The sequence below is a fragment of the Novosphingobium sp. 9 genome (assembly GCF_025340265.1).
Taxonomy (GTDB): Bacteria; Pseudomonadota; Alphaproteobacteria; order Sphingomonadales; family Sphingomonadaceae; genus Novosphingobium.
The window spans coordinates 1,235,774-1,258,866 of record NZ_CP022707.1 but is presented as its reverse complement, the minus strand read 5'-3'; the positions used below and the strand labels follow the sequence as shown (position 1 = coordinate 1,258,866).

Sequence of the window (23,093 nt, the reverse complement as noted above, 5' to 3'; positions counted from 1 at the left end):
CGACGCGACGGATCGGGAAAGAAGCGGCCCGCTTCACCGGACCGAACCTCAGGCGTCCGGAGACCAGGCTTCGTAGTCGCCCGTCGCGGCGGCGCGATGGCCACCCCGCTCAAGCGCGCCCTGAGGGCGATAGGCAGAAGCCGTGCCTGTGGCGTTGGGCGTATAATCGACCTCCCAGATGCGCGGCGGCGGCAGATGGCTTTCAGGAACGCCGTCATAGGAATGGTGCAGCCAGCCGTGCCATTCGGCCGGAACGCGGCTTGCATCATTCGCGCCTGCATAGATCACCCAGCGGCGCTCGTATCCTTCCGTCGTGCGCACCTTGGCGCTCTTCGAGCGATAGTACTTGTTGCCCTGCGCGTCGGTGCCGACGTGTTCGCCGTTACGCGAACTCCAGAGCGAGGTGCCGATGGTGGCGCCGTCCCACCAGGTGAACATCTTCGAGAGGATACCCATAGGCCCACGCGTTAGCGCCGTTCGATGCCCATGCCAAGGTCTTACACACCCCGCAGCACGCGGATCGTGCATCCCCGACGTTACACCGCGCAATCGCCGGTCATATTCCCTCCCGATCCTCCTCGCGCAGTACTTCCACCCACTCGTCCAGCGCTGCCTCGTCCTGCGCCTCCAGCACATGACGCGCCGTCGTCTGGCCGTGCCCCGCGCGCAGCATGGCCGCCAATTGCTTTTCCAGAAGCGGTCGATCCGGCACCTCACGCGAAAACGGGCCAAAGCGTCGCCGGCGAGCCAGAGCGACGGCCGCTTCGGCCTGTACCGAGCGTCCCGGCGCAGCCTCCTCGCATCCTTGCGCATCCACGCCTGCATGACGCAGCGCCTGCGCCACCCGGCGCGCACCATATCCTCTTCGCGATAGACTGCCCGATTTCATGCGCGCCCAGGCGACGTCATCGACATACCCGGCCTCCCGAAACTTCTCGACCAACGCCTCGATCACAGGAGCAGCCGGCGATACGCCGCAATCCGCATCTTCCGACCACCCCCGTTCCTGCACCTTGCGCTGAAGATAAGCCCGCAGCTTGCCTTGCGTCGTGGCGAAACGCGCGACATAGGCGAGCGCCAATTCCTCGAGGCGGGCAGGTGTGAGCGGAGCTGATTTGTGACGCTGTTCGGACATCTTGCCCTAATCGTGCCACACTCGCCTCCGATTGGGGAGGCTCCAGAGGACCGGATGATGACTGAAGAGCTATCTCCGGTTCAGGTAAAAACCGCTAGGTCCGCCTGATTTTGGCGGAAAACCGGTCCAACAGATAACGGATATGAACGCATGGGCGACACCGTAAACCTGGTCGCAGAACAGAGCCCCGCTTTGGCAGCGACCCCGAACGAAGACGCACTGACGCGCCGTTTTGCCGATTTCGACACTTTTGCCGATGCGCTGGACTATGCAGCGCAAGGCGCTCGCGGGTTCAATTTCCACGATCCGCGCGGCACGCTGGCAAAGGTCTACACGTTCGCGCAGTTGCGCGAAGATGCCCGCGCCGTGGCCTATGCGCTGGTCGCACGCGGCGTGAAGCCGGGCGACCGCATCGCGCTGATCGCCGAGACCGGCTCCGACTTTGCCGCACTGTTCTGCGGCGCAGTCTATGCCGGTGCATGGCCGGTGCCGCTCCCTCTGCCCACCAGCTTTGGCGGCAAGGACAACTACATCGAACAGTTGGCCGTCCAGCTTGCCAGCTCCGACCCGATGCTGCTCGTCGGCCCCGACGAGATCGCCGCCATGACCAGCCTCGCCGCCGAGCGGCAGGGCTGCCGCCACGCGACATGGGCTGATTTCGCGGCATACGACGCTGCGCCCTGCGAGCTGCCTGCGCTGTCGGGCGACGACATCTGCTATCTGCAGTATTCCTCGGGCTCGACGCGATTCCCGCATGGCGTCGCTGTCACCCACCGCTCGCTGATGTCGAACCTTGCTGCGCACAGCCATGGCATGGAACTGATCGAGAGCGATCGCTGCGTTTCGTGGCTGCCGTGGTATCACGACATGGGCCTCGTCGGCTGCTTCCTGTCGCTCATCGCCAACCAGGTTTCGGGCGATTACCTCAAAACCGAGGACTTCGCCCGCCGCCCGCTGGCATGGCTGGACATGATCACCCGCAACAAGGGCACCTCGATTTCGTATTCGCCGACCTTCGGCTACGACATCTGTGCACGCCGCATCTCGACGCAGACCGCCGTTTCGGACCGCTTCGACCTCTCGCGCTGGCGTCTTGCCGGCAATGGCGCCGACATGATCCGCCCGGACGTGATGCAGAGCTTCGTCAATGCCTTCTCCGACGCAGGCTTCAAGGCGACCGCCTTCCTGCCCAGCTATGGCCTGGCCGAAGCGACGCTGGCCGTCACCATCATGCCGCCGGGCGAAGGCATTCGCGTCGAACTGGTTGAGGAAGAGCGCCTTTCCGGTGCACCGCGCGACCTTTCGCGCCCGGCCCGCTATCGCGCGATCGTCAACTGCGGCAAACCGGTGCTCGACATGACCGTCGAAATCCGCGGCGAGAATGGCGATATTCTGGGCGACCACAAGATCGGCAAGGTCTGGTGCCGTGGCACCAGCGTCATGCATTCCTACTTCCGCGACCCGGAAGCGACGGCGGCCTGCATGGTCGATGGCTGGCTCGATACCGGCGACATGGGCTACATGACCGATGGCTATCTGTTCATCGTCGGCCGCGCCAAGGACATGATCATCATCAACGGCAAGAACCACTGGCCACAGGACATCGAGTGGGCCGTGGAGCAGCTGCCGGGCTTCAACCATGGCGATATCGCCGCGTTCTCTATCGAGATGGAGAACGGCGAGGAAACCCCTGCGGTTCTGGTGCATTGCCGCGTCTCCGATCCAGTCAAGCGCGTGGAACTGCGCGACCTGATCCGCGACAAGGTGCGTTCGATCACGGGCATGAACTGCGTGATCGAACTGGTGCCGCCCAAGAGCCTGCCGCGCACCAGTTCAGGCAAGCTCAGCCGTGCCAAGGCCAAGAAGCTGTACCTTTCGGGTGAGATCGAGCCCTTCGCGCTCGCTGCTTGAGGCATTCGCTGATCAAATACGAAAAGGCCGGGTCATCGCCCGGCCTTTTTTGTTGTTCGCCAGTGAGATGGAGCGCTCACAAATCGCGATCAAGTTCCAGCATATCGCGTGGGATTCGCAAGGCTTCGGCGGCGATCTGCGTTTCTTTCAGGAACAGCACAAGCGCATAGAGAAGCAGCACAACCGCCCCCAGGAACACCAGGGCGGCGGCAAGGTGCCAGTCGAAGCCACCCAACCCTTCAAGGAACAGGATCGTCACCGTAACCCCGATCGTGAGCGCCGAAAGCACCAGCACACGGATGGCACGGGTGATGATCGTGATCCGCTGATCCACCAGCCGAATCTCCTGCACCACCACATCATGCTCGCGTCCCTGCGTGCTGACATGCAACCCCTGAAGCTGCCGGGCGCGATCAACGACGCGGCCAAGCCGACTCGACAGGACGTTCAGGATATTGCCGATGGCGACGAGCACAAAGACCGGCGTCAACGCCAGTTGGATCGTCTGCGCGATCATACCGTGCGCCACGCGCGCCCCTGCCTCTTCAGGCGCCGGGGCGCGCGATCAGGCAGATACCGTCCGGGGCGAACTCAATATGAGCCAGGCTCTCAGCCAGCGCACAACTTCCGGGCGCAACAGGCTCGCCACCGACCAGGGCCACGCCTTCACGCGGTATCACCAGCAGCGCGTCCGGGTAACGCGCCGCGACCGAACTGCCGGGCATGCCCTCCACCTGATCGAGATGGAACAGCGGCCCTTCGACCAGCGTGTGCGATCCCGTTTCCGGCACATAGCGATGATACTTCGCCAGATCGTAGACCTCCCCGCGCGACACGGCCATGCCTTCGTCCAAATGCAGCTCGCGCGGACGCCCGTAGTCGAACAGGCGATAGGTGATATCGCTGTTCTGCTGGACCTCGATCAGACCGACACCGATGCCAATCGCATGGACGGTATTGGCCGGAATGTAGAAGAAATCCCCCGGCTTCACAGCGTGCCAAGTCATCAGTCCCTCGATCGAACCGTCGAGCGCGGCGGCGCGCATCTCGTCCTCGGTCAGATCTTCGTTGAAACCGATGCCCAGCGTCGCGCCCGGTTCGGCATCGATAATGAACCAGCACTCTTCCTTGCCCTGACGACCGATACCCTTGGCCAGCGTCTGCGCATCCGAGGGGTGGACCTGTACGGACAGCTTTTCACTGGTGAAGATATATTTCACCAGAAGCTGCGGCAGTTCGGCGGGCGGCTCGAACCAGATCTCGCCGATACGCTCTCCCTCAGACGCCACGAAGGGCGCAGGAAGGACGTCCTTGCCCCAGGGCTTTTCCACCTGACGAATGGGAAGCTGCACATTCATTCCTGCCACTCCTGAAAATCAAACACCGACTGCCCCTGGGCGGCCGGTCATCGTCTAGCCCACCGATCCGCTGAAGATCGGCGGCTTACATCATTACTGATTTGCTGCACCTGAAAGTTTGCCGACCTTCTGCACACCAGCAGCCGAGGTTACCAGAATCTCGTCGCCATCGACCACGACGATAACGTTCTCCAATCCTATCACCGAGACGCGCGGACCGTCTGTATCGACCAGCACGTTACGGCAATCGACCAGTTCCGCCTTGCCCCACGCACCGTGTTCCCATCTACGTCACGATCTAACGCGTCGTGCAGTGCCTCCCAGTTGCCGATATCGGACCAGTCCATATCGACCGGCACCATTGCAGCGCGCTGGGTGTTTTCCATCACTGCGTAGTCCACCGAAACACTATCCGCGTGCCCGAATGCCTGCGCATCGGGATGGAAGCGACCGCCCTCGGCATGACCGAGTGCAACCGCATTGCGCACTGCCGCCGCTATCTGCGGACGATGCGCTTCGAGTTCTTCCATGAACCTTCCGACACGGAAAGCGAAGATACCGCCATTCCAGGCGTATCCGCCGTCGGCCAGAAAAAGGCGAGCGCGTTCGAGGTCCGGCTTTTCGACAAACTGCGCGGTCTGGTATCCCAGCTCGCCGATGGGCTCGCCTTGGCGCAGATAGCCAAAGCCGGTCTCAGGACGGGTCGCCTCGATCCCGAATGAAACCAGCCAGTCTTCACACGCGAGTTCAACGGCGGCCATGGCAGCTGCAGCAAAAGCCTCAGCATTTCCAATATAATGGTCGCTGGGACACACCAGCATGACCGCATCGTCAGGCAAGCGACAAGCCGCAAGCGCGATGGCCGCAGCCGTGTTGCGCTGGGAAGGCTCAACAATGACTTCTGCTCCTGGAACCATGCCCAGTTGCGCTTCGACCAGCGGCAGATGCTGGGCACCGGTAACGACGATCGGCGCGGCAAACCCCTTGTCGTGCGGACAGCGGGCAAGCGCTGCCTCAAAAAGTGTTTGATCGCCCAGCAACGGCAGGAAAGGCTTCGGGCGAGCGGCACGACTGCGCGGCCACAGACGGGTGCCGCTACCGCCGCAGAGAATCACCGGGACTATCGACATCGAAGTAAAGTATCCAGACTGGTCTGGCCGCGCGGCCTGCCCATGAGAACGAGAATCGAAATCAACCGACATGACGCGTAGCGCCGCAAGCCGGAGAAACGAGGCCTTGCGCGATACGGCCCAGCGCCCCCTTCCGTCAATAGAACCAGCGCTGCTGCCAGCCGAACTGTGCCTCGACCGGTCGCCCCTGAGCATCGATCGCGGGGCGGAACCGAAACCGTTTCATTGCAAGGCCGCATGTGATCGGCCCGGCGCTTACGTCCGGGCTGGGCTGCAGGACACGGCAAGCTTTGACGCGACCGTCGATCCCGACCGTCAGCGCAATCACGACCCGAGAATTGATGCGCTGATCGCGACTCTGGCGGGGGTAATCACGCGCCGAGTTGATATCACCCGCGATCTTGATCGGCGGGGAGCGCCCACCACCGCCTCCCGAGCCTTCACCTGCCGCACCGGCACCGCTCCCCCGACCGCTACCCATCGCCCCGGTGCCCTGCCCCGCCTGCGCATTGCCGCTCTGCGACTGCGTGCCATCACCCGCAACTATGGCGGCTGACGGTGTCGCAGTCGGAAGCGGGGCTGACGGCGCCTCCAACGGAGCCGCTGAAGCGCGCGCGGCCGGGGCACCGGAACGCGCTGCGGCTTGTGGACGGCGCGAAACCGGCTTGTGTTTCTTTACCGGCAGCGGCGGCACTGGTGGTGAACGCGGCTGTAATGCTGGCGTAACCGTAATGCTCTGAAGCGCACCTTGCGCCAGCGATGAAACTGCCTGGGGCGCAAAGGCGTGCAACAGCACGAAGGCCACAACGAGGTGCAGGAGAAGCACTGCCGCAACTGTCAACAGCCGGCGCGGCACAGTGGGCTTGAAGACGACGCGTGCCATCTCGACGTGATGCCCCGACGCCTCGATCAAGGCAAGCGCGACGGACAATACGATTCTTTTGTCAATTGTGCATTTTGACACTTCCAGAAATTCTTTTTTTGCTGCAGAGTGCGGACAAATCAGAGCCTCGGCGCTCTGCTCAGATATTGGGTTCAAGAGGTTGGGAGAGAGCGCGCCGGGGCGGTTTCGTTACCGGCGCGCAGATCCCCCCCTATTTCAGCACAAAGACACAGCCCGCTGTAGAAGCACAGTCCGCTGCAAAAACACCAAGGCTGGCGATGCCCCAAGGCACTGCCGGTTTTGTGTGTTGCCTCGACACCTGCAGCACCCTTCACGTGAACTCAAACCGCCACTTGCCGCTCCACCTGTGCGCAGCCAAAGACGTTGTGGATGGCACACCGCACCACTTCATCTTCGCTGACAGCCGCCCTGTGGTCGATCGCCCTGCCCGCGATGTTGACCAATGTCGCAACCGCACTGTTCGGGCTCGCCGATATGTGGACGATCGGCCAGCTGGCCGATGCTGCGGCGCAAGGCGGGGTGGAGCTGGGCGCCAAGGCGATGATGGCCTCGCTCAACCTGTTCAACTTCCTGCGCACCGGTACCGTCGCGCTGACCGCCCGCGCGACGGGAGCCGATGATCCATATGCGCGAACACAAACACTGGTACGTGCCAGCACCGTAGCGCTGACCATCGGCGCGGTTCTGCTTTGCACAATGCCCTGGCTCGTACCGGTAGAACTGGCAGCACTTGGCGCAAACAATGGAACACAGTTGCACTATGCCGCGACGATCTATCTCTCGATCCGGTTCTGGGCCGCGCCGGTATGGCTGATGAATTGTGTGCTGACCGGATGGCTGATCGGCCAGCGGCGCGTGCGCAGCGTCCTGCTGGTCGAGGTATTGACGAACCTCACTCACATTGCGCTCGACCTGCTTCTGGTACTTGTTCTGCATCACGGCGTCGCCGGTGTCGCTTTCGCAACGTTTCTTTCGGAAACGCTCAAGTTCACCCTTCTCGCCCTGTTCGCAATACGCAGCCCGGCAATGACCGACATACTTTCGATGTTGCACCACACCCTGCGCGACAAGGCCACATGGTCGCGCGATGCGATTGCTCGCCTTTTTTCGCTTAATCGCGATCTTTTCCTGCGAACGCTGCTGCTGAGCGGCGCGATACTTACCTTCGCACGCGTCGGAACTGTTCAGGGGCCCACCATGCTCGCGGCAAACGGGATCCTGTTCCAACTGTTCATGCTCGCCAGCCTGATCCTGGACGGCTTCGAAAGCGCTGCGCAGGTGTTGTGTGGCGAGGCCTTGGGACGGCAGGAGCGACTCGGCTTCACCCGATCGCTGCGTGCAGCTATGCTATGGGGCGGAGCGCTCGGGCTGGTGCTGTCCCTGGCCTATGCCTTGGGCAGCGGCCGTTTGATCGCCACCTTCTCCACCGACCCGCTGGTCGTCGCCCAGGCGCTGACCTACGCTCCATGGCTGATTGCCGTGCCGCTCGCCGGCTTCGCCTCATTCGTTCTGGACGGGGCGTTCGTGGGCGCGGGCTGGACCCGCGCAATGCTGGGTACGATGGGCATTGCCATGGCGCTTTATACAGCATTGCTGCTGGGCCTGGCCGATATCGGCAACAACGGACTTTGGCTGGCCTTCGTCGTGTTTCTCATGGTCCGGGCTGCCGGACAGCTAACAATGCTCCCCGTGCTGCTGCGGCGAACCTTCCCTCTACCTTCCAGATAAGGAAAACGGCCCCGGAGCCCATCGCTCCGGAGCCGCCAATTCAGAACCGCCTGATGCGGATCAATGACCAGAGGCCGGCTTCGTTGCCTTGGAGGGCCTCGGCGCCAGCCAGATCGTGCAGGCAGCGACCATCAACGCCACACCGGAGATGGCGAAAAGATGGACCGTGCCGACCGCCGTGGCCTGCGTTTCCACCAGCTGCGCCAGCGAATCGCGGGCCGCTTCCATGGACATGCCGTGACTCTGCAACATGTCGAAGGTCCGCTGCTGGTTGTTCAGCGTCCCGGTCAACTGCGCGTTATCAACCCGGCCCATGTCATCCCACATCGTAGTGATGATCGAGGTCCCGATCGCACCTGCCAATGTACGCGCGAAGTTGGCGATACCTGCCGCCGAAGCGGTTTCCTCAGGCCGAACCGAAGCGAGGCTGATGGTCGTCAGCGGCACGATGAAGAGCGAGACCCCCCATCCCTGGATCAGCTGCGGCATGGCGATCTGCATGAACGTCGAATCACCCGACCAGATAAAGGCCCGTATCGCCGCGCAAATGGCCAGCCAAGTGATGCCGACGAAGACCAGAACGCGGGCATCGAAGCGCTTCATCAGGGCCGGCACGAACGGCGACATGAACACCGCCAGCACGCCGGATGGCGCCATCGCCTCACCCGCCAGCGTCGCCGTGTAGCCCATGGAGGCCTGCAACCATTGCGGGATTACGACCACCGAGGCGAAGTACGTCCCGAATGCCAGGGACAGCGCGAAGGTCGCGGCAGTGAAACCGCGATGGCGGAACACGGCGAGATCGACCACCGGGTGACTCTCGGTCAGTTCCCAGATCACGAACGCACAGAAGAAGATCGCTGCGATCACCGCCAGCGCACAGATGAACGTGCTGTTGAACCAGTCGCGATCATGCCCAAGGTCGAGCATCATCTGGAACGCCGCGATCCAGATCACCAGCAGCGCAAGCCCCACCACATCGATCGGCAGCTTGCGCAGCGGCGTCTTCACATCCTTGAGCAGTACCAGCAGCGCGAAGAACACCGCCGCCACGATCGGCACGTTGATGTAGAAGATCCAGTTCCACGACCAATTGTCGGAGATATAGCCGCCCAGGATTGGCCCCGCGATCGGCGCGACAACCACCGTCATCGCCCACATCGACATGGCCTTGGGGTGCTGGGCCTTGGGGAAGATGCGCAGCAGCAGCGTCTGCGACAGTGGCATCAACGGGCCGCCCGAGAAACCCTGCCCGAGACGGAACGCGACGAGCATCGGCAGGCTTGTCGCCAGACCGCACAGTGCCGAGAACACGCCAAAGCCAACGAGCGCGCACAGGAAAACCCTGACGACGCCGAACCGCCCGGCCAGCCAGCCGGTAAGCGGAACGCAGATCGCCTCGGCCACCGAGTAGGAAGTAATCACCCAGGTGCCGCTGGAGGTCGAGACAGCAAGTCCGCCCGAGATATGCGGGACCGAGACGTTGGCGATCGTGGTGTCGAGGACGACGACGAAATTCGCCATGGCCAGCACGAAGCCGGCAAGCGCCAGCTTCAGGCCGGAGAATGTGCCATCGGGATTGGTGCCGGAGGAGGAGGCAGCGCGGCTCCCTCCCCCACCGACAGCGGTTGCAGCGCCGGCCATCAGTTGCCGTCCGTCAGATCGACCTCGGCATCCATCGAAAGACCGATGCGAAGCGGGTGCGCGCGCAACTCCTTGGGGTCCAGCTCGATGCGCACGGGCAGGCGCTGAACCACCTTGATCCAGTTGCCGGTCGCGTTCTGCGCAGGGATCAGCGCGAAAGCCGAACCGGTGCCGCCCGAGAAGCCGACGACCTTGCCGTGATAGACCACGCTTCCGCCATACAGATCCGAGGTCAGTTCCGCCTTCTGGCCGGAGCGCACATGCTCAAGCTGGTTTTCCTTGAAGTTGGCATTCACGTAGAGTTGATCGATCGGCACGATGATCATCGCGGTCGCGCCGTTATCGACCTTCTGGCCGACCTGGATCGTGCGCTGCGAGACGATACCGTCGATCGGCGCACGCACGACAGTACGGCTGAGATCGAGTTTGGCCGAATCCAGCTTGGCCTTGGCCTGCTGGATTTCCGGCGCGTTCTGCGTAGTGGTGTCGTTGGTCAGCGCCTTTGCCGCCGCTTCGTTGCGACGCGCGCTATCCGCCGAGGCGCGCGCCTGATCGACACCCGCCTTGGCCTGCTGCTGCGAGGCCTTGGCCGAAGCCAGCGCCTGACGTGCCGCCGTCACTTCATCGGCAGAAACCGCACCAGTCCCGGCCAGAGCCTGACGCCGGTTGAAGTCAGTCTGCGCCTTGTCGAGGGTCGCATTGGCCGAGGCCAGCTGTGCGATCGCGGATTCGATGGCAACTTCGTTGGCATCGGCGGTCGCCGTCAGGGCCGCGTTGTTCTTCAACGACTGGCCATACTTGCGGACGGCCTGATCGAATTCGGCCTGCGCCTGCGCAAGCGCGATGCGCTGATCCGAATCCTCGATCCGGAACAGGATCTGCCCCTTGCGAACCGGCTGCGTGTCCGTGACCATGACATCGACAACGCGACCGCTGGTCAGCGGAGTCACATCGGCGACCTCACCCTGAACATAGGCGTTATCGGTCGAAACCGAGCGCGACCCGATGAACTCGTCATACAGGAAATAGAGCACGCCAATCACTACAACAGCGATTGCCAGACCGATCAGCAACGGCTTGCGGTTCTTCTGCTCGACCACCGGCTCATGTTCGGCTGCCACGGCTCCCGCAGGAGGGTTGGCGCCTGCAGGCTTGTCCTGCGTCTCGTTACTCATGGTCGGAGGCCTTTTTGCTGGAATCGTCTGCATAACCGCCGCCGAGCGCGCGCGTGAGCGCCACTTCGCTGGCCAGCGTACTGTAATGGGCATCTACGGCCGAGATGCGGGCCGAAAGCGCCGTCTGCTGCGTGCTGAGCACGTCGAGATAGGTGTAGAGACCGCCCTTGTAGCGCATCATTGCCAGCTTGTAGGCCAGATCGGCCTGATCGCGGGCGACGATCGCATTCTGCTCCCGCGCATGCGCGGACCTGCGCGAAGCCAGCGAGTCCGCCACGTCCTGCAAAGCCTTGATGACAGTGCTGTTGTAGCTGGCAACCTCGGTGTCATAACCGGCGCGGGCCATGCGATATTCACCCGCCAGCTTGCCGCCCTGGAAGATCGGCAGGCTGATCGCCGCACCGGCGTTGCCGTAGTCCGAACCCGAATCGAACAGATGCGGGATACCCAGCGAGGTCAGGCCGATCAGGCCGCTCAGCGAGATATCCGGCAGGAACGACTTCTTGGAATAGGACATACCCTTATCCGCCGATTCGACCAGCCTGCGCGCCGCGACGATATCGGGGCGGCGCCCCGCCAGAGCGATACTGGCATCGCCAGGGACCGGCGTTTCAGGGATCGCATCGATCTTCGGCGGCGTCAGGTCTGCGAGCGCATCCGGCCCCTCGCCCAGCAACGCGGCCAGCGCATGGCGGCGCACGGCGATCTGTTCGGCGTTGGCTTCGAGCTCCTGCTGGGCCTGCGCCACCAGAGAATTGGCCTGACGCAGCGGGCTTTCGTTATCGAGCCCCTGCTTCACGCGCCCCCCGGTCAGCCCGGCAGTCTCCTGCCGAGCCTTGAGCGCGTCCTGCAGCACATCCTGACGCGCCAGCAGACGAGCGAGATCGAAGTAGCCCGAGACAACATTAGACGCGAGCATCAGCTCGGCCTGCCGCTCATCGGCAACCGCAGCTTCCGTTGCGGAGGTCGCCGCCGCCAGCAGATCGCGGTTCTTGCCCCAGATATCGGGATTGAAACTCGCAGCGATGTCGAGCGTGCCGTAATCCTTCCAGCCCTGCGGCAGGGCGCTGGCAGGCGTGCCGTTGTTATAGCTCTGCTTGGAGACTTCCGCATCGCCCGCGCCATTGATCTGCGGAAGCAGGTTGCCCCGCACGGTCTGGATCGCGCCCTGCGCCTGGCGGATACGCGCCACGGCGCTGGCGACATCGGGCGAGCCCTTGAGTGCCCGATCGACCAGACCGTTCAGCTGGGGATCGTTGTAGGATGTCCACCACTGCTGCTGCGGCCAGGCAGCGGCCTCCTTGCTGTCCGCGAGCGATTGAGCGCTCTGGAAGGTTTCGGGCGTGCGCAGCTGCGGACGCGGCCCGAGATCGGGCGCTCCGCAGGCGCTGAGCGATAGCGTCACGGCCAGCAACGAAGCTGCCGCGAATCGAGATGGGATATTCGTACTCATCGGTACAGTTTTTATCGTTTCCCGGCTTGCGGCTGTCAATCAAAAAGCGTACTGACCAGTACAGCTATGACGGAAAAATTGGGAAAGCGCGAACTCAACAAGGCACGGCGCCGCGCGGCGATCGTGGACGTCGCCATGCGCAGTTTCCTCCATCGAGGTTACGGTGAAACGACAATGTCGGGCATTGCCGATTCGCTGGGAGGGTCCAAGGCGACCCTTTGGTCGCACTTTTCCTCGAAAGAAGAAGTCTTTGCCGCCGTCATGGACGCTCTGGTCGAGAGTTTCTCAGCCGACACCGACGAGGTTCTGACCGGCCAGACTTTTACCGTCGAAGCGATGCGCCGCGCGTGCCATCGGTTCATGGAATGCCTGATGCACCCTGATTCGGTGCTGCTTTTCCGCCTCATGATCAGCCAGAGCGGGCGCTTTCCCGAACTCAAGGACATGTTTTATGATCGTGGCCCGGCCAAGCTGCGCCTGCGGTTCTGGGAATTTCTCGCCACCCGTTTCGAGGATGAGGACGCCTGGAACCTCACCCGGCTGATCGTATCGGCGATCAATGGATACCGCGCCGAAATTCTGCTCCGCCCGTTCGAGACTTCGCTTGAAGAGCGCCATGCCTTCGTCGATCGCCTGGTGGACACGATTCACTGGCCCGAACAGCGAAAGCAGTCTGCCGGACAGGAAGGATAGCCTTTCTTCCCAAGGCATTGGGCAAGCGCAGTTGACGTAGTGTCGCTTGCGCGGGAAAGGAGCCCTCATGTCCAGCAAGCCCATTCTCGTGCTGACCACCGGCGGCACCATCGACAAGCAGTATTTCGACGCGCTCAGCGAGTACCAGATCGCCGAAAGCGTGATCGCTACGGTGCTAGAGCGCAGCCGGGTCGAACACCCTGTTCGTATCGTCGAGTTGATGCGCAAGGACAGCCTCGAACTCACCGATGCGGACCGCGACCTGATCGCGGCGACCATCGCCTCGGCGCCCGAAGACCTTGTCGTCATCACGCATGGCACCGATACGATGACCGATACCGCCAAAGTGCTGGCCAGCCTGACCGGCAAGACCATCGTACTGGTCGGCGCGCTCAGCCCCGCACGCTTCACTGAAAGCGATGCCGCCTTCAATCTGGGCATGGCGTTCGCCTGCTGCCAGTCCGCGCAGCCCGGTGTGTGGATCACCATGAACGGCTCCGTTTTCGATGGACTGCGCGTGCGCAAGGATCGCGCGGCGGGGCGCTTCGTCGCCGCCTGATTTCGCAAATGCGATTTCGCTCTGGACAAGTACTTAGAAACTAGGTGCTAGATCGGAGGCATCGCTTCGCCTTCCTAAAATCTCTTCCATGATACCCGAAAGGCCGGGGCGAACCGAAGGGTTGCTCCGACAAGGCGTCCCGGCCCTTTCGCGATCCCGCGCAAAACCTCGCCGCGACGCCCCTGGAAGGGAGCGTCCATGCAGCTTGAGGAACGGCTGGCCCCGACACTGCGCCCCGATCTGCGGGGAGCTTTCGAGCACGCACCGTTCGGCGTCGCGCTGATCGACAGCGAAGGCGTGATCGTCTGGACAAACCAGACCCTTGTCACTCTCCTTGGTGAGGCCGACGACAGCACACTCCTGCACAGCCTTGTCGATGTTCGCCTGGGCGAAAACGAAGGATCTGCCTGGCGCGAAATGCTGACCGCGCATTTCATGACCCCACCCAAGGCCCGCCAGCCGCGGACGGGTCGCTTCGACCTGGGCTCTGCCATGGGGCTGATCCAGACGGTCGAGATCACGCTGATGCCCTATGATGGCTGCGGCGAAAGTCATCACGACGAGCGAAACCACGAATGCGCGCTCGCCTATGTCATCAGCCTGGGGCGGCAACTGGTTGCAGAGCGACGCTTCAACCAGATCTTCGAGAGCCTGCCGATCGGGCTGCTCGTGGCCGACACGGCCCAGCGCATCGTCAAGGTGAACACGCGTCTGGCCGAAGATTTCGGCTACCGTCCCGAGGAACTCGTGGGCCAGCCGGTGGCACAACTCCTGCCCGAGCGCTTTCGGTCACTCCACGAAGGCAATGTCCGTGCGTATATTGCCGAACCGGAGACGCGGCTCATCGGTGTAGACCGGGACGTTACCGGCCAGCATCGCTCGGGCCAGGAATTTCCCGTCGAGATCGCGCTGACCCGGCTTGAGAACATGCGACTGCCGCTGTTTCTTGCGCTGATTTCCGATGTCTCGGCGCGCAAACGCTCCGAAACCGCGCTCCAGCAGACGAACCTGCAGCTCGAAGAGTTCACCTACATTGCCAGCCATGATCTTCGTTCGCCACTGCGCGGCATCGCCGATCTGGTGGGCTGGATTCGCGAAGACCTCGGCGAAGACGCAATTCCCGAAGAAGTGAAGCACAACTTCGACCGTATCTCGCTCAGAATTGCCCGCTCCGAGCAGATGATCGACGATCTGCTGACATATGCCCGCGCGGGAAACCGCGATCTTGTCACCGAGATGGTAGACCCTGTCGATCTGGTCGACGAGGCGGTGACGACGGCCGTGCTGCCCGGCACATTCAGGGTCGAAACCGAAGTAAAGGCGGCGCCTTTTCTTACGCCGAGAGCGCCGCTTGCCACCTCGCTGCGAAATCTCGTCGCCAATGCGGTGAAGCACCACGGGGAAGCACACGGGCGCATCCGCATTACCGTGCGCGAGGAAGGCCGCTTTGCCATCTTCACCGTGGACGATGACGGCAAGGGCATCCCGGCGGGCGCGGAAGAGCGCATTTTCAAGCTGTTCCACCGCGCCTCCACCGACACACCTGGCGATGGGGTCGGCCTTGCCTTCACCCGCCGCATGGTCCTCACCCATGGCGGGACCATCACGGTCGCCGGGCACGGTCCACTCGGCGGCGCCAGCTTCATGATCCACTGGCCACGCATCATGTTGAGAGAGGGAGGACATGGCTGAACTGACGCTCGAAGATCGCCCCGACATCCAACCACTGGACGTTACCGCCCCCCTGCCCCTGTGCTCGGTATTGCTTGTGGACGACGATGATGTGGCTGTGGAAGGTGTCCTGCGCAGTTTCCGTCGCCACGCGGTTCCCTGTACTACGGTCTGCGCCGGCGATGGGGTCGAAGCTCTGGCAATCCTGCAGGGATGCCACCCGACCAAGACAATCAAGGCACCGCTCGTCGTGCTGCTGGATATCAACATGCCCGGCATGGACGGCTTCCAGCTGCTGGAAAAGCTGCGCCGCGATCCTCTGCTCCAGCGCACGGTTGTCTTCATGCTGAGCACGTCGTCGCGCGATCAGGATCTTCGCCGGGCCTATGACGAGCATGTCGCCGGTTACATGGTGAAGTCCGCCGTCGGCCCGCAGTTCGCGCGGTTGGCCACCTTCATCAAACAGTACACGTCCACGCAGGAACTGCCGTGAGAGGCGCCATGAACATGCCTGTCCTGTCGCTTCCCTCCAGCATGGCCCCGCCCCTTCACGTGCTCATCGTCGATGATGACGATGTAGACCGCGAGCGATTGCGGCGGATGCTCCGTAGCGGCCCGCGTGCCGTGGAAGTCTTCGAAGCCAGTTCACAGGCTGAAGCGCTGGCCGCATTCGATGACAGGCACAGCCATTTCGATGCCGTGTTCCTCGACTTCGGTCTGAATGATGGCGATGGTCGCGAACTGGTGCCCACCATTCGCGAAAAGATCGATCCGGACTGTCCTATCATCGCCGTGACCGGGCACGGCGACGAACAGATCGCCGCCGATTCGATCAAGGCCGGGATGACCGAATTCCTCACGAAACGTCACCTCACCACCGAACGCGTCGCCGCCTCGCTCGACGAAGGGCTGGCATGGCGCGCCTACCGTCAGGAACTGCGCCGTGCCGAGGAGGAACTGACGCATCGCAGTCTGCACGATCCGCTGACCGATCTGCCCAACCGGACCCTGTTCTTCGACCGGCTGGATCAGGACTGCGTGCGAACCCGGCGCAATGGCGAGCCCTTCGCGGTCGTGATGATCGACCTCGATCGCTTCAAGGAAATCAACGACAGCCTCGGCCATGCCGCAGGCGACTTCGTGCTGATCACCATCGCCCGGCGCCTGCGTGCGCACTTGCGAGAGATCGATACCGTTGCCCGCCTCGGCGGTGATGAATTCGCGCTACTTCTGCAAGACCTCGCCTCACCCGAGAGCGCGATGATGCTGGGCGAGAAACTGATTGGCCTGATCGAGCAGCCCATCGTTCACGGCACTCGCGTGTTGCACGTCGGCGCCTCGATGGGCATCGCCATGTGTCCGGAAATCGCAGTCGATGCCGCAGCCCTCCTCGCCGGAGCGGATGCAGCGATGTACGAAGCCAAGCGCGGGGCCGACAAGGTCATCCTCGCAAAGGTCGGCGCCATACCGCGCCCCGCCGCGCCCGAGCCGCACAGGCTGCTGGAAGACCTCGAAGGCGCGCTGACCGGCGATGAAATCAACTGGCACTGGCAACCGCAGGTCGATCTGCGCAGCGGTGAGATTCGCGGCTTCGAAGCGCTCGTCCGCTGGTCTCACCCCAGCCACGGCGACGTTCCCGCCGATCGCCTGATCGAGGCCATCGAACACTCCCCGTTGCTGGAAGTCTTCACCTTGCGCTGCCTCGACAAGGTGCTTGGCCAGTTCGCTTCGGTGCAGGACCAGATCGGCGGCGCGGGGATATCCATCAATGTCTCGGCGCGGATGTTCGAACGGCCCCACTTCGTCGAGGAGGTGCTAGACGCGGTACGCCGTCACAAGGTCTCCCCTCGCGCCTGACGGTGGAACTGACCGAGACCGCGCTGATTTCTAACCCGGCGCAAACCCGGCGTGTGGTGGAGGAACTGCGCGAGCACGACATCCACCTTTCCATCGACGATTTCGGCGCCGGCTTCACCTCGTTCCGCTATCTCGGCGATTTCACCGTGAGCGAGATCAAGATCGACCGCTCGTTCATCACCTCATGCACCCATAGCCGCTTCGACCAGTCGCTGGTCAAGTCGCTGGTGGTGCTGTGTGACAGCATGGGCATCCCCCTCGTTGCAGAAGGCGTGGAAACCGCCGAGGCCGAACTCATGCTGGCCGCGTTCGGCTGTCACTGCGCCCAAGGCTATGGCATTGCCCGGCCGATGGCCTTCGAACATGTCCTCCCATGGGTCGCGGAGCGGGCCAGGGCGGCACACTTGCGCAGCGCCTGAGCTACCTTGCAAAAAGGGTCAGGCGAAGGCCGTCAGCGCGCCGCCCTGCGAGATCATCGCACAGTCGCCACCGATCCAGATCACCCCGCTTTCGTCGCGCGAGACGAATATCCGTCCCTCCGCGCCCACCATGCGGCCTTGTGCGGCAGTGTAGGAACCATCCACCAGTCCGGTTCCGAACAGATGCACCGCGACACCGGCGTTGAACGATCCGGTCACCGGATCTTCCGTCAGGCTGCCATGCTGGTTGGCAAAGAAAGCGCGCAGTTCCCAGTCGATACCTGACCCGGCCTCGCCCGGCGCCGCGAGACCGATGTCGGTGCCGAGCGGCGCTTCCGGCGCTGGTCGGGCCGCCAGCACATCGGCAGCACTCCGCAAGCGCAACAGCTGCCACTTCGGGCCATTGGCGACGTGAACCGCTTCCACCACCGCTTCCGGTGCCACCCCGGCCAGACGGATCGCCTCGGCACGCTCGGCTTCATCGAGCGGTCCGGACCGTGTCAGTGCGGGCGCCGCGAAAGCCAGCCGCCGTGCTGGGGCAGTGGCTCCCTCGGTCTGAACATCGACCAGCCCGATTCCGCATTCCTGCACCACGGTTCCCGCCGATTTCGGCACGCCACCCGCTGCAAGCCATGCATAGGCGCTGCCCAGGGTAGGATGACCCGCAAATGGCAGTTCACCGGCGGGGAAGAATATCTGCACCCGATAATCGGCCTGCGGATCGGTTGGCGGCAACAGGAAGGTCGTTTCCGAAAAGCCGAGCCACCGCGTCAGGCGCAACATGGCGGCCTCATCCAGCCCCTCTGCACCATGCACGACCGCCAGTGGATTGCCGCCAAGAGAACGTCCCGGAAACACGTCGATCAGGTCGATTTTCATCCGCATAACCTCAAAATTGCTGGATTGTGTCCACTTTTTAACAGCCCAACGCAAGCACAAGACCGTTCGTCGCCGGTTTTTCACTCTGAATGCCCGGTTCATTGCAGGTTGTGGAGCCGAACCCGAGGAAGAGCATTATCTCCGCCACGGATACAAAGATAACCAGGAAGGACCAACCATGAAGAAGACACTTCTCGCTCTGACGATGGCCGCGATGGCAATGCCCATCCTGCCGGCCGCTCCGGCGATGGCTCGCGATCATTATCACGGTCGCAACGAATACGATTCGCACGGCCGCTATCGCACGCCGCACCGCATGGGCCGCAACGATCACGCCTGGCGTGGACGTGACGGTCGTTACTACTGCCGCCGCGATAACGGCACCACGGGCCTGCTGATCGGTGCAGGCGTCGGCGCCCTTGCCGGTAACGCTGTGGCCGGTCGCGGCGACAAGACGCTCGGCACTGTGATCGGCGGTGTCGCCGGTGGTCTGCTCGGCCGCTCGGTCGATCGCGGCGATCTCAAGTGCCGCTGATCCGATAACGATATATATCTCTGCGCAAGGCGCCTCCTTCGGGGGGCGCCTTTTTCATAGGGGCATCAGCCGTTTGCGGATCGAGCACGCCGATCGGCGCAAGGTTCGGCGACCGCCTTGCATAAATTGCGTGTGCAACGTCGCACAACGGCGGAAAAATGGGAGCCGGGGCCATGCTTGCGACTTCCCAGCGACGCTCTTGTGTGCTCCTATGCTCGCGATGTCGCAGCCTGCCCTTTCTCTTGCGTGTCTGAACGCGCCTGCCATCAGGGCCTCTGCCGCCACCAAGACCTCGCCCGGACGCGCTTGATGACAAGACCTGCCATTATGGTCACGGGTGGTGCCCGCAGGATCGGTGCTGCGATCTGCCGCCATTTCGGAGCCAACGGCTGGCATATCGTCATCCACTGCGGCTATTCGCGCGATGAAGCAGACGCCCTCGCCGCAGAGCTGGAGAGCGCCGAAGTCGTTCAGTTCGATCTTGCCGATCAGATAGCCTCTCACCAAGCGATGGATACGCTCGCCGACCGGCTGGATGACTGGCGCGTGCTGGTGAACTGCGCCGGCGTGTTCGAACTCGACGATGCCAACGCCCTGAACACGGACATTTTCGATCGAGCCATGCGCGTCAATGCCGAGGCCCCCGTCTTGCTCGGCCAGACATTCCTCGCACACGCCAGAACGGCCAGCACGAACAAGTCCCAAGGCCGCGTTCTGGTACAGATCACCGACCAGAAAACCGCCAACCCCAATCCTGATTTCTTCTCCTACACCCTCAGCAAGCATGCCTTGTCCGGCAGCGTGCCCATGCTCGACATGATGCGCCCTCATGCCGAAGATCGTGTCTATGCGCTGGCGCCCGGCGCGATTCTCGCCAGCCATGACCAGAGCGAGGCCGAGGCCGAGCAATCGCATCGGCTGAACCTGCTGAAACGGCGCACCGATGCGCAGGAGATCGCCCGCACTGTCGCCTTCCTGGCGACCGGCTGCCTGTCCGGCGGCCAGACCGTCTTCGTCGATTCCGGCCAGCACCTGCTTCGTCAGCCACGCGACGTCCTGTTCCTTGCCCGCGAGCAATCGAGGGCACCATCGCCTACCCCGCATACACCACCCTGACGCGCAGTATATCCGCGCCCATTCCCCTCGCTGACACGCCAAACGAGCTGCACCATCCCCATGCCCAAGATCAGACTTCTCGACCGTCTTCTTTCCCGCGTCGTCCGCAAGGGCGTTCTCGAAGTGACCCACTCGGACGGAACCGTCGTGCGCCACGGGACGGAGACCGAAGGTTTCCCCAACGTCTTCATCCGCTTCACCAGCGATGCCGCCGAACGACGCATCCTGCGCAACCCCTCGCTGGGCGCCGCCGAAACCTTCATGGACGGCCAGCTCATCATCGCCAACGAGGACGTGATGGGCCTCGCCGAGCTGTTCCGCGCCAATGGTCCGTGGGACCATGGCCGCGAACCCGATGACGGCACCGCGCTCAAGAAAGTCGGCGAAAAGCTTGTCACTGCGATCGACGGCATCAACCGCGCCACCCGCGCCAAGAAGAACATCGCGCACCACTACGACATCGGCAACGCGCTCTATCAGCTGTTCCTCGACAAGGACCACATGCAGTACAGCTGCGCCTACTGGCCCAGCCTCGACATCACGCTGGAGCAGGCGCAGGAAGCCAAGCTCGCGCATATCGCCGCCAAGCTCGACCTTGCACCCGGCCAGCGCATTCTCGACATCGGCTGCGGCTGGGGCGGCATGGCGATCTATCTGGCCAAGCACGCCGACGTGCGCGTCCACGGCATCACCCTCTCCGAAGAACAACTCGCGCTGGCCCGCGTCCGGGCGCAGGAAGCTGGTGTCGCCGACCGCATCACCTTCGAACTGGTCGACTACCGCGCGCTTTCGGGTCGCGGCGAGATCTATGACCGCATCGTTTCGGTCGGCATGTTCGAGCACGTCGGGCAGGCCCAGTTCGACACGTACTTCCGCGAAGTCGCCAAGCTGCTGACGCCCGAAGGCGTCGCGCTGATCCACACTATCGGGCGCTTCGGCGGCCCCGGCTCGACCGATGCCTTCACCCGCAAGTACATCTTCCCCGGCGGCTACATCCCCGCGCTCAGCGAGACGCTGGCCGCCAGCGAGCGCAGCCGCCTGATCGCCACCGACGTGGAGAACCTGCGCCTGCACTACGCCTTCACCCTGCGCGAATGGTACAAGCGCTGTCAGGACAACAAGGCCGCCATCGTCGCGCTGTATGACGAGCGGTTCTACCGCATGTGGACCTTCTATCTCGCCGGGGCGACCGCTGCATTCGAGAGCGGCGGCATGTGCAACTATCAGATCCAGTATTCCCGCAACCGCCGTACCCTGCCGCTGACCCGTGGCTACATGGCCGAGGCGGAAGCGGCGCTGCTCGCGTCGAACTGACGACACGAGCCGCCCGGCGATGACGAGACAAGTGCGCAAACCCCGGATTTGCGCACTTGTCGTCGCCCTCGCCATGCCTTAGGGGCCTCGCCCGAAACCGTGCATCTGCCGGTCCGATCCTTGCCAAACAGGCCCAACCCCGCAGACAGGAAAGTCCTGCCCATGTCCGACAGCATCAAGAAGGTCGTCCTTGCCTACTCGGGCGGGCTCGACACCAGCGTCATCCTCAAGTGGCTTCAGGTCACCTACAACTGCGAGGTGGTGACCTTCACCGCCGACCTCGGTCAGGGTGAGGAGCTTGAGCCCGCCCGCGCCAAGGCCAAGCTGATGGGCCTGCCCGACCAGAACATCTACATCGACGACCTGCGCGAGGAATTCGTGCGCGACTTCGTCTTCCCGATGATGCGCGCCAATGCCCGCTACGAGGGCGACTACCTGCTCGGCACCTCGATTGCCCGCCCGCTCATCTCCAAGCGCCTGATCGAGATCGCCCACGAGACCGGCGCCGATGCGATTGCCCACGGCGCCACCGGCAAGGGCAACGATCAGGTCCGCTTCGAGCTGTCGGCCTACGCGCTCGATCCGAACATCAAGGTCATCGCCCCGTGGCGCGAGTGGGATCTCACCAGCCGCACCGCGCTGATCGCCTGGGCCGAACAGCACCAGATCCCGGTCCCCAAGGACAAGCGCGGCGAGAGCCCGTTCTCGACCGACGCAAACCTCCTTCACACCTCGTCCGAGGGCAAGGTGCTGGAAGATCCGTGGGAAGAGACGCCTGACTACGTCTACTCTCGCACGGTGAACCCGGAAGACGCGCCCGACGCGCCCGAATACATCACCATCGACTTCGAGAAGGGCGACGGCGTCGCGCTCAACGGCGTGGCCATGAGCCCGGCCACCCTGCTCACCCAGCTGAACGACCTTGGCCGCAAGCATGGCATCGGCCGCCTCGACCTCGTCGAGAACCGCTTCGTCGGCATGAAGTCGCGCGGCATGTACGAGACGCCGGGCGGCGAGATCTACGCCCGCGCCCACCGCGGCATCGAGCAGATCACGCTCGACCGCGGCGCCGCGCACCTCAAGGACGAGCTCATGCCGAAGTATGCAGAGCTCATCTACAACGGCTTCTGGTTCGCACCGGAGCGCGAGATGCTGCAGGCCGCGATCGATCACTCGCAGGCGCGCGTCAACGGCACTGTCCGCCTCAAGCTCTACAAGGGCTCCGCCTCGGTGGTTGGCCGCAAGAGCCCCGACTCGCTCTACTCCGAGCGCCACGTCACCTTCGAGGACGACGCCGGTGCCTACGACCAGAAGGATGCGGCAGGCTTCATCAAGCTGAACGCCCTGCGCCTGCGTCTGCTCGCCCAGCAGGGCCGCTGAACACACGTCATACCGTAACAAGAAAGACGCCGCGTCGGACAGCAGTCCGGCGCGGCGTTTTGCGTTTGGGCGCCCATATGTTCTTTTTTCGGGGGGCAGACCGGCGCGACCGGGAGGGGGGTGGGGGATGGTCGCGCCGGCCTTCACACACGATAACATCGCACCTGCCAAAGCGTTCCCGAGTGCGGCGATTTCGCACCACTATCCGCAACCTTTTCGCTCGCCAGCCGAC

Annotated in this window: 19 protein-coding genes and 2 pseudogenes; 11 read left to right on the top strand and 10 right to left on the bottom strand. The window is 63.2% G+C overall.

Annotated features, from left to right (window positions below; translation table 11 throughout):
* Positions 1-48: 48 nt before the first annotated feature.
* Both CI805_RS06310 and CI805_RS06305 read right to left on the bottom strand, forming a co-directional pair.
* Positions 49-456 (bottom strand): NADH:ubiquinone oxidoreductase subunit NDUFA12, encoded by a 408-nt coding sequence (locus CI805_RS06310; protein WP_260927282.1) that lies wholly within the window; start codon positions 454-456, stop codon positions 49-51.
* A gap of 100 nt (positions 457-556) precedes the next feature.
* On the bottom strand, positions 557-1,081 hold the full coding sequence (locus CI805_RS06305; RefSeq protein ID WP_313958534.1) for a regulatory protein RecX: 525 nt from the start codon (positions 1,079-1,081) through the stop codon (positions 557-559).
* A 204-nt stretch (positions 1,082-1,285) separates the two neighbouring features.
* Between CI805_RS06305 and CI805_RS06300 the strand changes: the two genes are divergently transcribed.
* A complete protein-coding gene (locus CI805_RS06300; RefSeq protein WP_260927276.1) occupies positions 1,286-3,046 on the top strand; it encodes a fatty acyl-AMP ligase in 1,761 nt (586 codons plus the stop codon).
* 76 nt (positions 3,047-3,122) lie between these two features.
* Here CI805_RS06300 and CI805_RS06295 read toward each other — a convergent pair whose 3' ends face one another.
* The 4 genes and pseudogenes from CI805_RS06295 to CI805_RS06280 form a co-directional block, all read right to left on the bottom strand.
* Entirely contained in the window at positions 3,123-3,563 is a 441-nt protein-coding gene (locus tag CI805_RS06295; protein WP_260927274.1) for a DUF2721 domain-containing protein, read from the bottom strand.
* Positions 3,564-3,591: 28 nt separating this feature from the next.
* The gene (locus CI805_RS06290; protein ID WP_260927266.1) at positions 3,592-4,404 is read right to left on the bottom strand and encodes a class I mannose-6-phosphate isomerase; all 813 of its coding nucleotides are present in this window, start codon (positions 4,402-4,404) and stop codon (positions 3,592-3,594) included.
* Between the two features lie 93 nt (positions 4,405-4,497).
* Positions 4,498-5,534 (bottom strand): annotated as a pseudogene (locus tag CI805_RS06285) (mannose-1-phosphate guanylyltransferase).
* A 136-nt stretch (positions 5,535-5,670) separates the two neighbouring features.
* Complete coding sequence (locus CI805_RS06280) at positions 5,671-6,447, bottom strand: energy transducer TonB (RefSeq protein WP_260927264.1); 777 nt, start codon at positions 6,445-6,447, stop codon at positions 5,671-5,673.
* A gap of 360 nt (positions 6,448-6,807) precedes the next feature.
* On the opposite strand from CI805_RS06280, the gene CI805_RS06275 reads away from it, so the two are divergent.
* Entirely contained in the window at positions 6,808-8,166 is a 1,359-nt protein-coding gene (locus tag CI805_RS06275) for an MATE family efflux transporter (protein WP_260927262.1), read from the top strand.
* A gap of 60 nt (positions 8,167-8,226) precedes the next feature.
* Here CI805_RS06275 and CI805_RS06270 read toward each other — a convergent pair whose 3' ends face one another.
* From CI805_RS06270 to CI805_RS06260, 3 genes are read right to left on the bottom strand one after another with little or no spacing between them, the layout of a single operon-like run.
* A complete protein-coding gene (locus CI805_RS06270; protein ID WP_260927259.1) occupies positions 8,227-9,810 on the bottom strand; it encodes a DHA2 family efflux MFS transporter permease subunit in 1,584 nt (527 codons plus the stop codon).
* Complete coding sequence (locus tag CI805_RS06265) at positions 9,810-10,985, bottom strand: efflux RND transporter periplasmic adaptor subunit (RefSeq protein WP_260927257.1); 1,176 nt, start codon at positions 10,983-10,985, stop codon at positions 9,810-9,812. Before CI805_RS06265 ends, CI805_RS06270 begins: the two co-directional genes overlap by 1 nt.
* Positions 10,978-12,438 (bottom strand): efflux transporter outer membrane subunit, encoded by a 1,461-nt coding sequence (locus CI805_RS06260; RefSeq protein ID WP_260927255.1) that lies wholly within the window; start codon positions 12,436-12,438, stop codon positions 10,978-10,980. The genes CI805_RS06265 and CI805_RS06260 overlap by 8 nt, the downstream gene beginning before the upstream one ends.
* Before the next feature lie 66 nt (positions 12,439-12,504).
* Between CI805_RS06260 and CI805_RS06255 the strand changes: the two genes are divergently transcribed.
* The 5 genes and pseudogenes from CI805_RS06255 to CI805_RS06235 all read left to right on the top strand — a co-directional run bounded on the left by CI805_RS06255 (position 12,505) and on the right by CI805_RS06235 (position 17,637).
* Positions 12,505-13,131 carry a TetR/AcrR family transcriptional regulator gene (locus tag CI805_RS06255; protein WP_260927253.1) on the top strand — a complete coding sequence of 209 codons (627 nt, stop codon included), beginning with the start codon at positions 12,505-12,507 and terminating at the stop codon, positions 13,129-13,131.
* Positions 13,132-13,198: 67 nt separating this feature from the next.
* The gene (locus tag CI805_RS06250) at positions 13,199-13,690 is read left to right on the top strand and encodes an asparaginase domain-containing protein (RefSeq protein ID WP_260927251.1); all 492 of its coding nucleotides are present in this window, start codon (positions 13,199-13,201) and stop codon (positions 13,688-13,690) included.
* 198 nt (positions 13,691-13,888) lie between these two features.
* The gene (locus tag CI805_RS06245; protein WP_260927249.1) at positions 13,889-15,382 is read left to right on the top strand and encodes a sensor histidine kinase; all 1,494 of its coding nucleotides are present in this window, start codon (positions 13,889-13,891) and stop codon (positions 15,380-15,382) included.
* Positions 15,375-15,854, top strand: coding sequence for a response regulator (locus CI805_RS06240; RefSeq protein WP_260927247.1), 480 nt, complete (start codon positions 15,375-15,377; stop codon positions 15,852-15,854). The genes CI805_RS06245 and CI805_RS06240 overlap by 8 nt, the downstream gene beginning before the upstream one ends.
* An 8-nt stretch (positions 15,855-15,862) precedes the next feature.
* Positions 15,863-17,637, top strand: a pseudogene (locus CI805_RS06235) (putative bifunctional diguanylate cyclase/phosphodiesterase).
* A gap of 18 nt (positions 17,638-17,655) precedes the next feature.
* On the opposite strand, the gene CI805_RS06225 reads toward CI805_RS06235, so the two are convergent.
* The gene (locus tag CI805_RS06225) at positions 17,656-18,516 is read right to left on the bottom strand and encodes a PhzF family phenazine biosynthesis protein (RefSeq protein ID WP_260927239.1); all 861 of its coding nucleotides are present in this window, start codon (positions 18,514-18,516) and stop codon (positions 17,656-17,658) included.
* Positions 18,517-18,694: 178 nt separating this feature from the next.
* Here CI805_RS06225 and CI805_RS06220 point away from each other — a divergent pair, with 178 nt between their 5' ends.
* From CI805_RS06220 to CI805_RS06205, 4 genes are all read left to right on the top strand, one after another.
* Positions 18,695-19,051, top strand: a complete 357-nt coding sequence (locus CI805_RS06220; protein WP_260927237.1) for a glycine zipper 2TM domain-containing protein — start codon at positions 18,695-18,697, stop codon at positions 19,049-19,051.
* A 309-nt stretch (positions 19,052-19,360) separates the two neighbouring features.
* Positions 19,361-20,167 carry an SDR family NAD(P)-dependent oxidoreductase gene (locus tag CI805_RS06215; protein WP_260927840.1) on the top strand — a complete coding sequence of 269 codons (807 nt, stop codon included), beginning with the start codon at positions 19,361-19,363 and terminating at the stop codon, positions 20,165-20,167.
* Positions 20,168-20,227: 60 nt separating this feature from the next.
* Positions 20,228-21,481, top strand: coding sequence for an SAM-dependent methyltransferase (locus tag CI805_RS06210; protein ID WP_260927235.1), 1,254 nt, complete (start codon positions 20,228-20,230; stop codon positions 21,479-21,481).
* 162 nt (positions 21,482-21,643) lie between these two features.
* Complete coding sequence (locus CI805_RS06205; protein WP_260927233.1) at positions 21,644-22,861, top strand: argininosuccinate synthase; 1,218 nt, start codon at positions 21,644-21,646, stop codon at positions 22,859-22,861.
* Positions 22,862-23,093 lie beyond the last annotated feature (232 nt).

Bases quoted from the DNA above. Each gene is read 5' to 3' on its own strand.
- CI805_RS06245 (WP_260927249.1), top strand. From the start codon at position 13,889: ATGCAGCTTGAGGAACGGCTGGCCCCGACACTGCGCCCCGATCTGCGG.
- CI805_RS06310 (WP_260927282.1), bottom strand. From the start codon at position 456: ATGGGTATCCTCTCGAAGATGTTCACCTGGTGGGACGGCGCCACCATC.
- CI805_RS06215 (WP_260927840.1), top strand. From the start codon at position 19,361: ATGACAAGACCTGCCATTATGGTCACGGGTGGTGCCCGCAGGATCGGT.
- CI805_RS06210 (WP_260927235.1), top strand. From the start codon at position 20,228: ATGCCCAAGATCAGACTTCTCGACCGTCTTCTTTCCCGCGTCGTCCGC.
- CI805_RS06265 (WP_260927257.1), bottom strand. From the start codon at position 10,985: ATGAGTAACGAGACGCAGGACAAGCCTGCAGGCGCCAACCCTCCTGCG.
- CI805_RS06300 (WP_260927276.1), top strand. From the start codon at position 1,286: ATGGGCGACACCGTAAACCTGGTCGCAGAACAGAGCCCCGCTTTGGCA.
- CI805_RS06295 (WP_260927274.1), bottom strand. From the start codon at position 3,563: ATGATCGCGCAGACGATCCAACTGGCGTTGACGCCGGTCTTTGTGCTC.
- CI805_RS06250 (WP_260927251.1), top strand. From the start codon at position 13,199: ATGTCCAGCAAGCCCATTCTCGTGCTGACCACCGGCGGCACCATCGAC.
- CI805_RS06255 (WP_260927253.1), top strand. From the start codon at position 12,505: ATGACGGAAAAATTGGGAAAGCGCGAACTCAACAAGGCACGGCGCCGC.
- CI805_RS06290 (WP_260927266.1), bottom strand. From the start codon at position 4,404: ATGAATGTGCAGCTTCCCATTCGTCAGGTGGAAAAGCCCTGGGGCAAG.
- CI805_RS06260 (WP_260927255.1), bottom strand. From the start codon at position 12,438: ATGAGTACGAATATCCCATCTCGATTCGCGGCAGCTTCGTTGCTGGCC.
- CI805_RS06205 (WP_260927233.1), top strand. From the start codon at position 21,644: ATGTCCGACAGCATCAAGAAGGTCGTCCTTGCCTACTCGGGCGGGCTC.
- CI805_RS06225 (WP_260927239.1), bottom strand. From the start codon at position 18,516: ATGAAAATCGACCTGATCGACGTGTTTCCGGGACGTTCTCTTGGCGGC.
- CI805_RS06270 (WP_260927259.1), bottom strand. From the start codon at position 9,810: ATGGCCGGCGCTGCAACCGCTGTCGGTGGGGGAGGGAGCCGCGCTGCC.
- CI805_RS06240 (WP_260927247.1), top strand. From the start codon at position 15,375: ATGGCTGAACTGACGCTCGAAGATCGCCCCGACATCCAACCACTGGAC.
- CI805_RS06275 (WP_260927262.1), top strand. From the start codon at position 6,808: ATGGCACACCGCACCACTTCATCTTCGCTGACAGCCGCCCTGTGGTCG.
- CI805_RS06220 (WP_260927237.1), top strand. From the start codon at position 18,695: ATGAAGAAGACACTTCTCGCTCTGACGATGGCCGCGATGGCAATGCCC.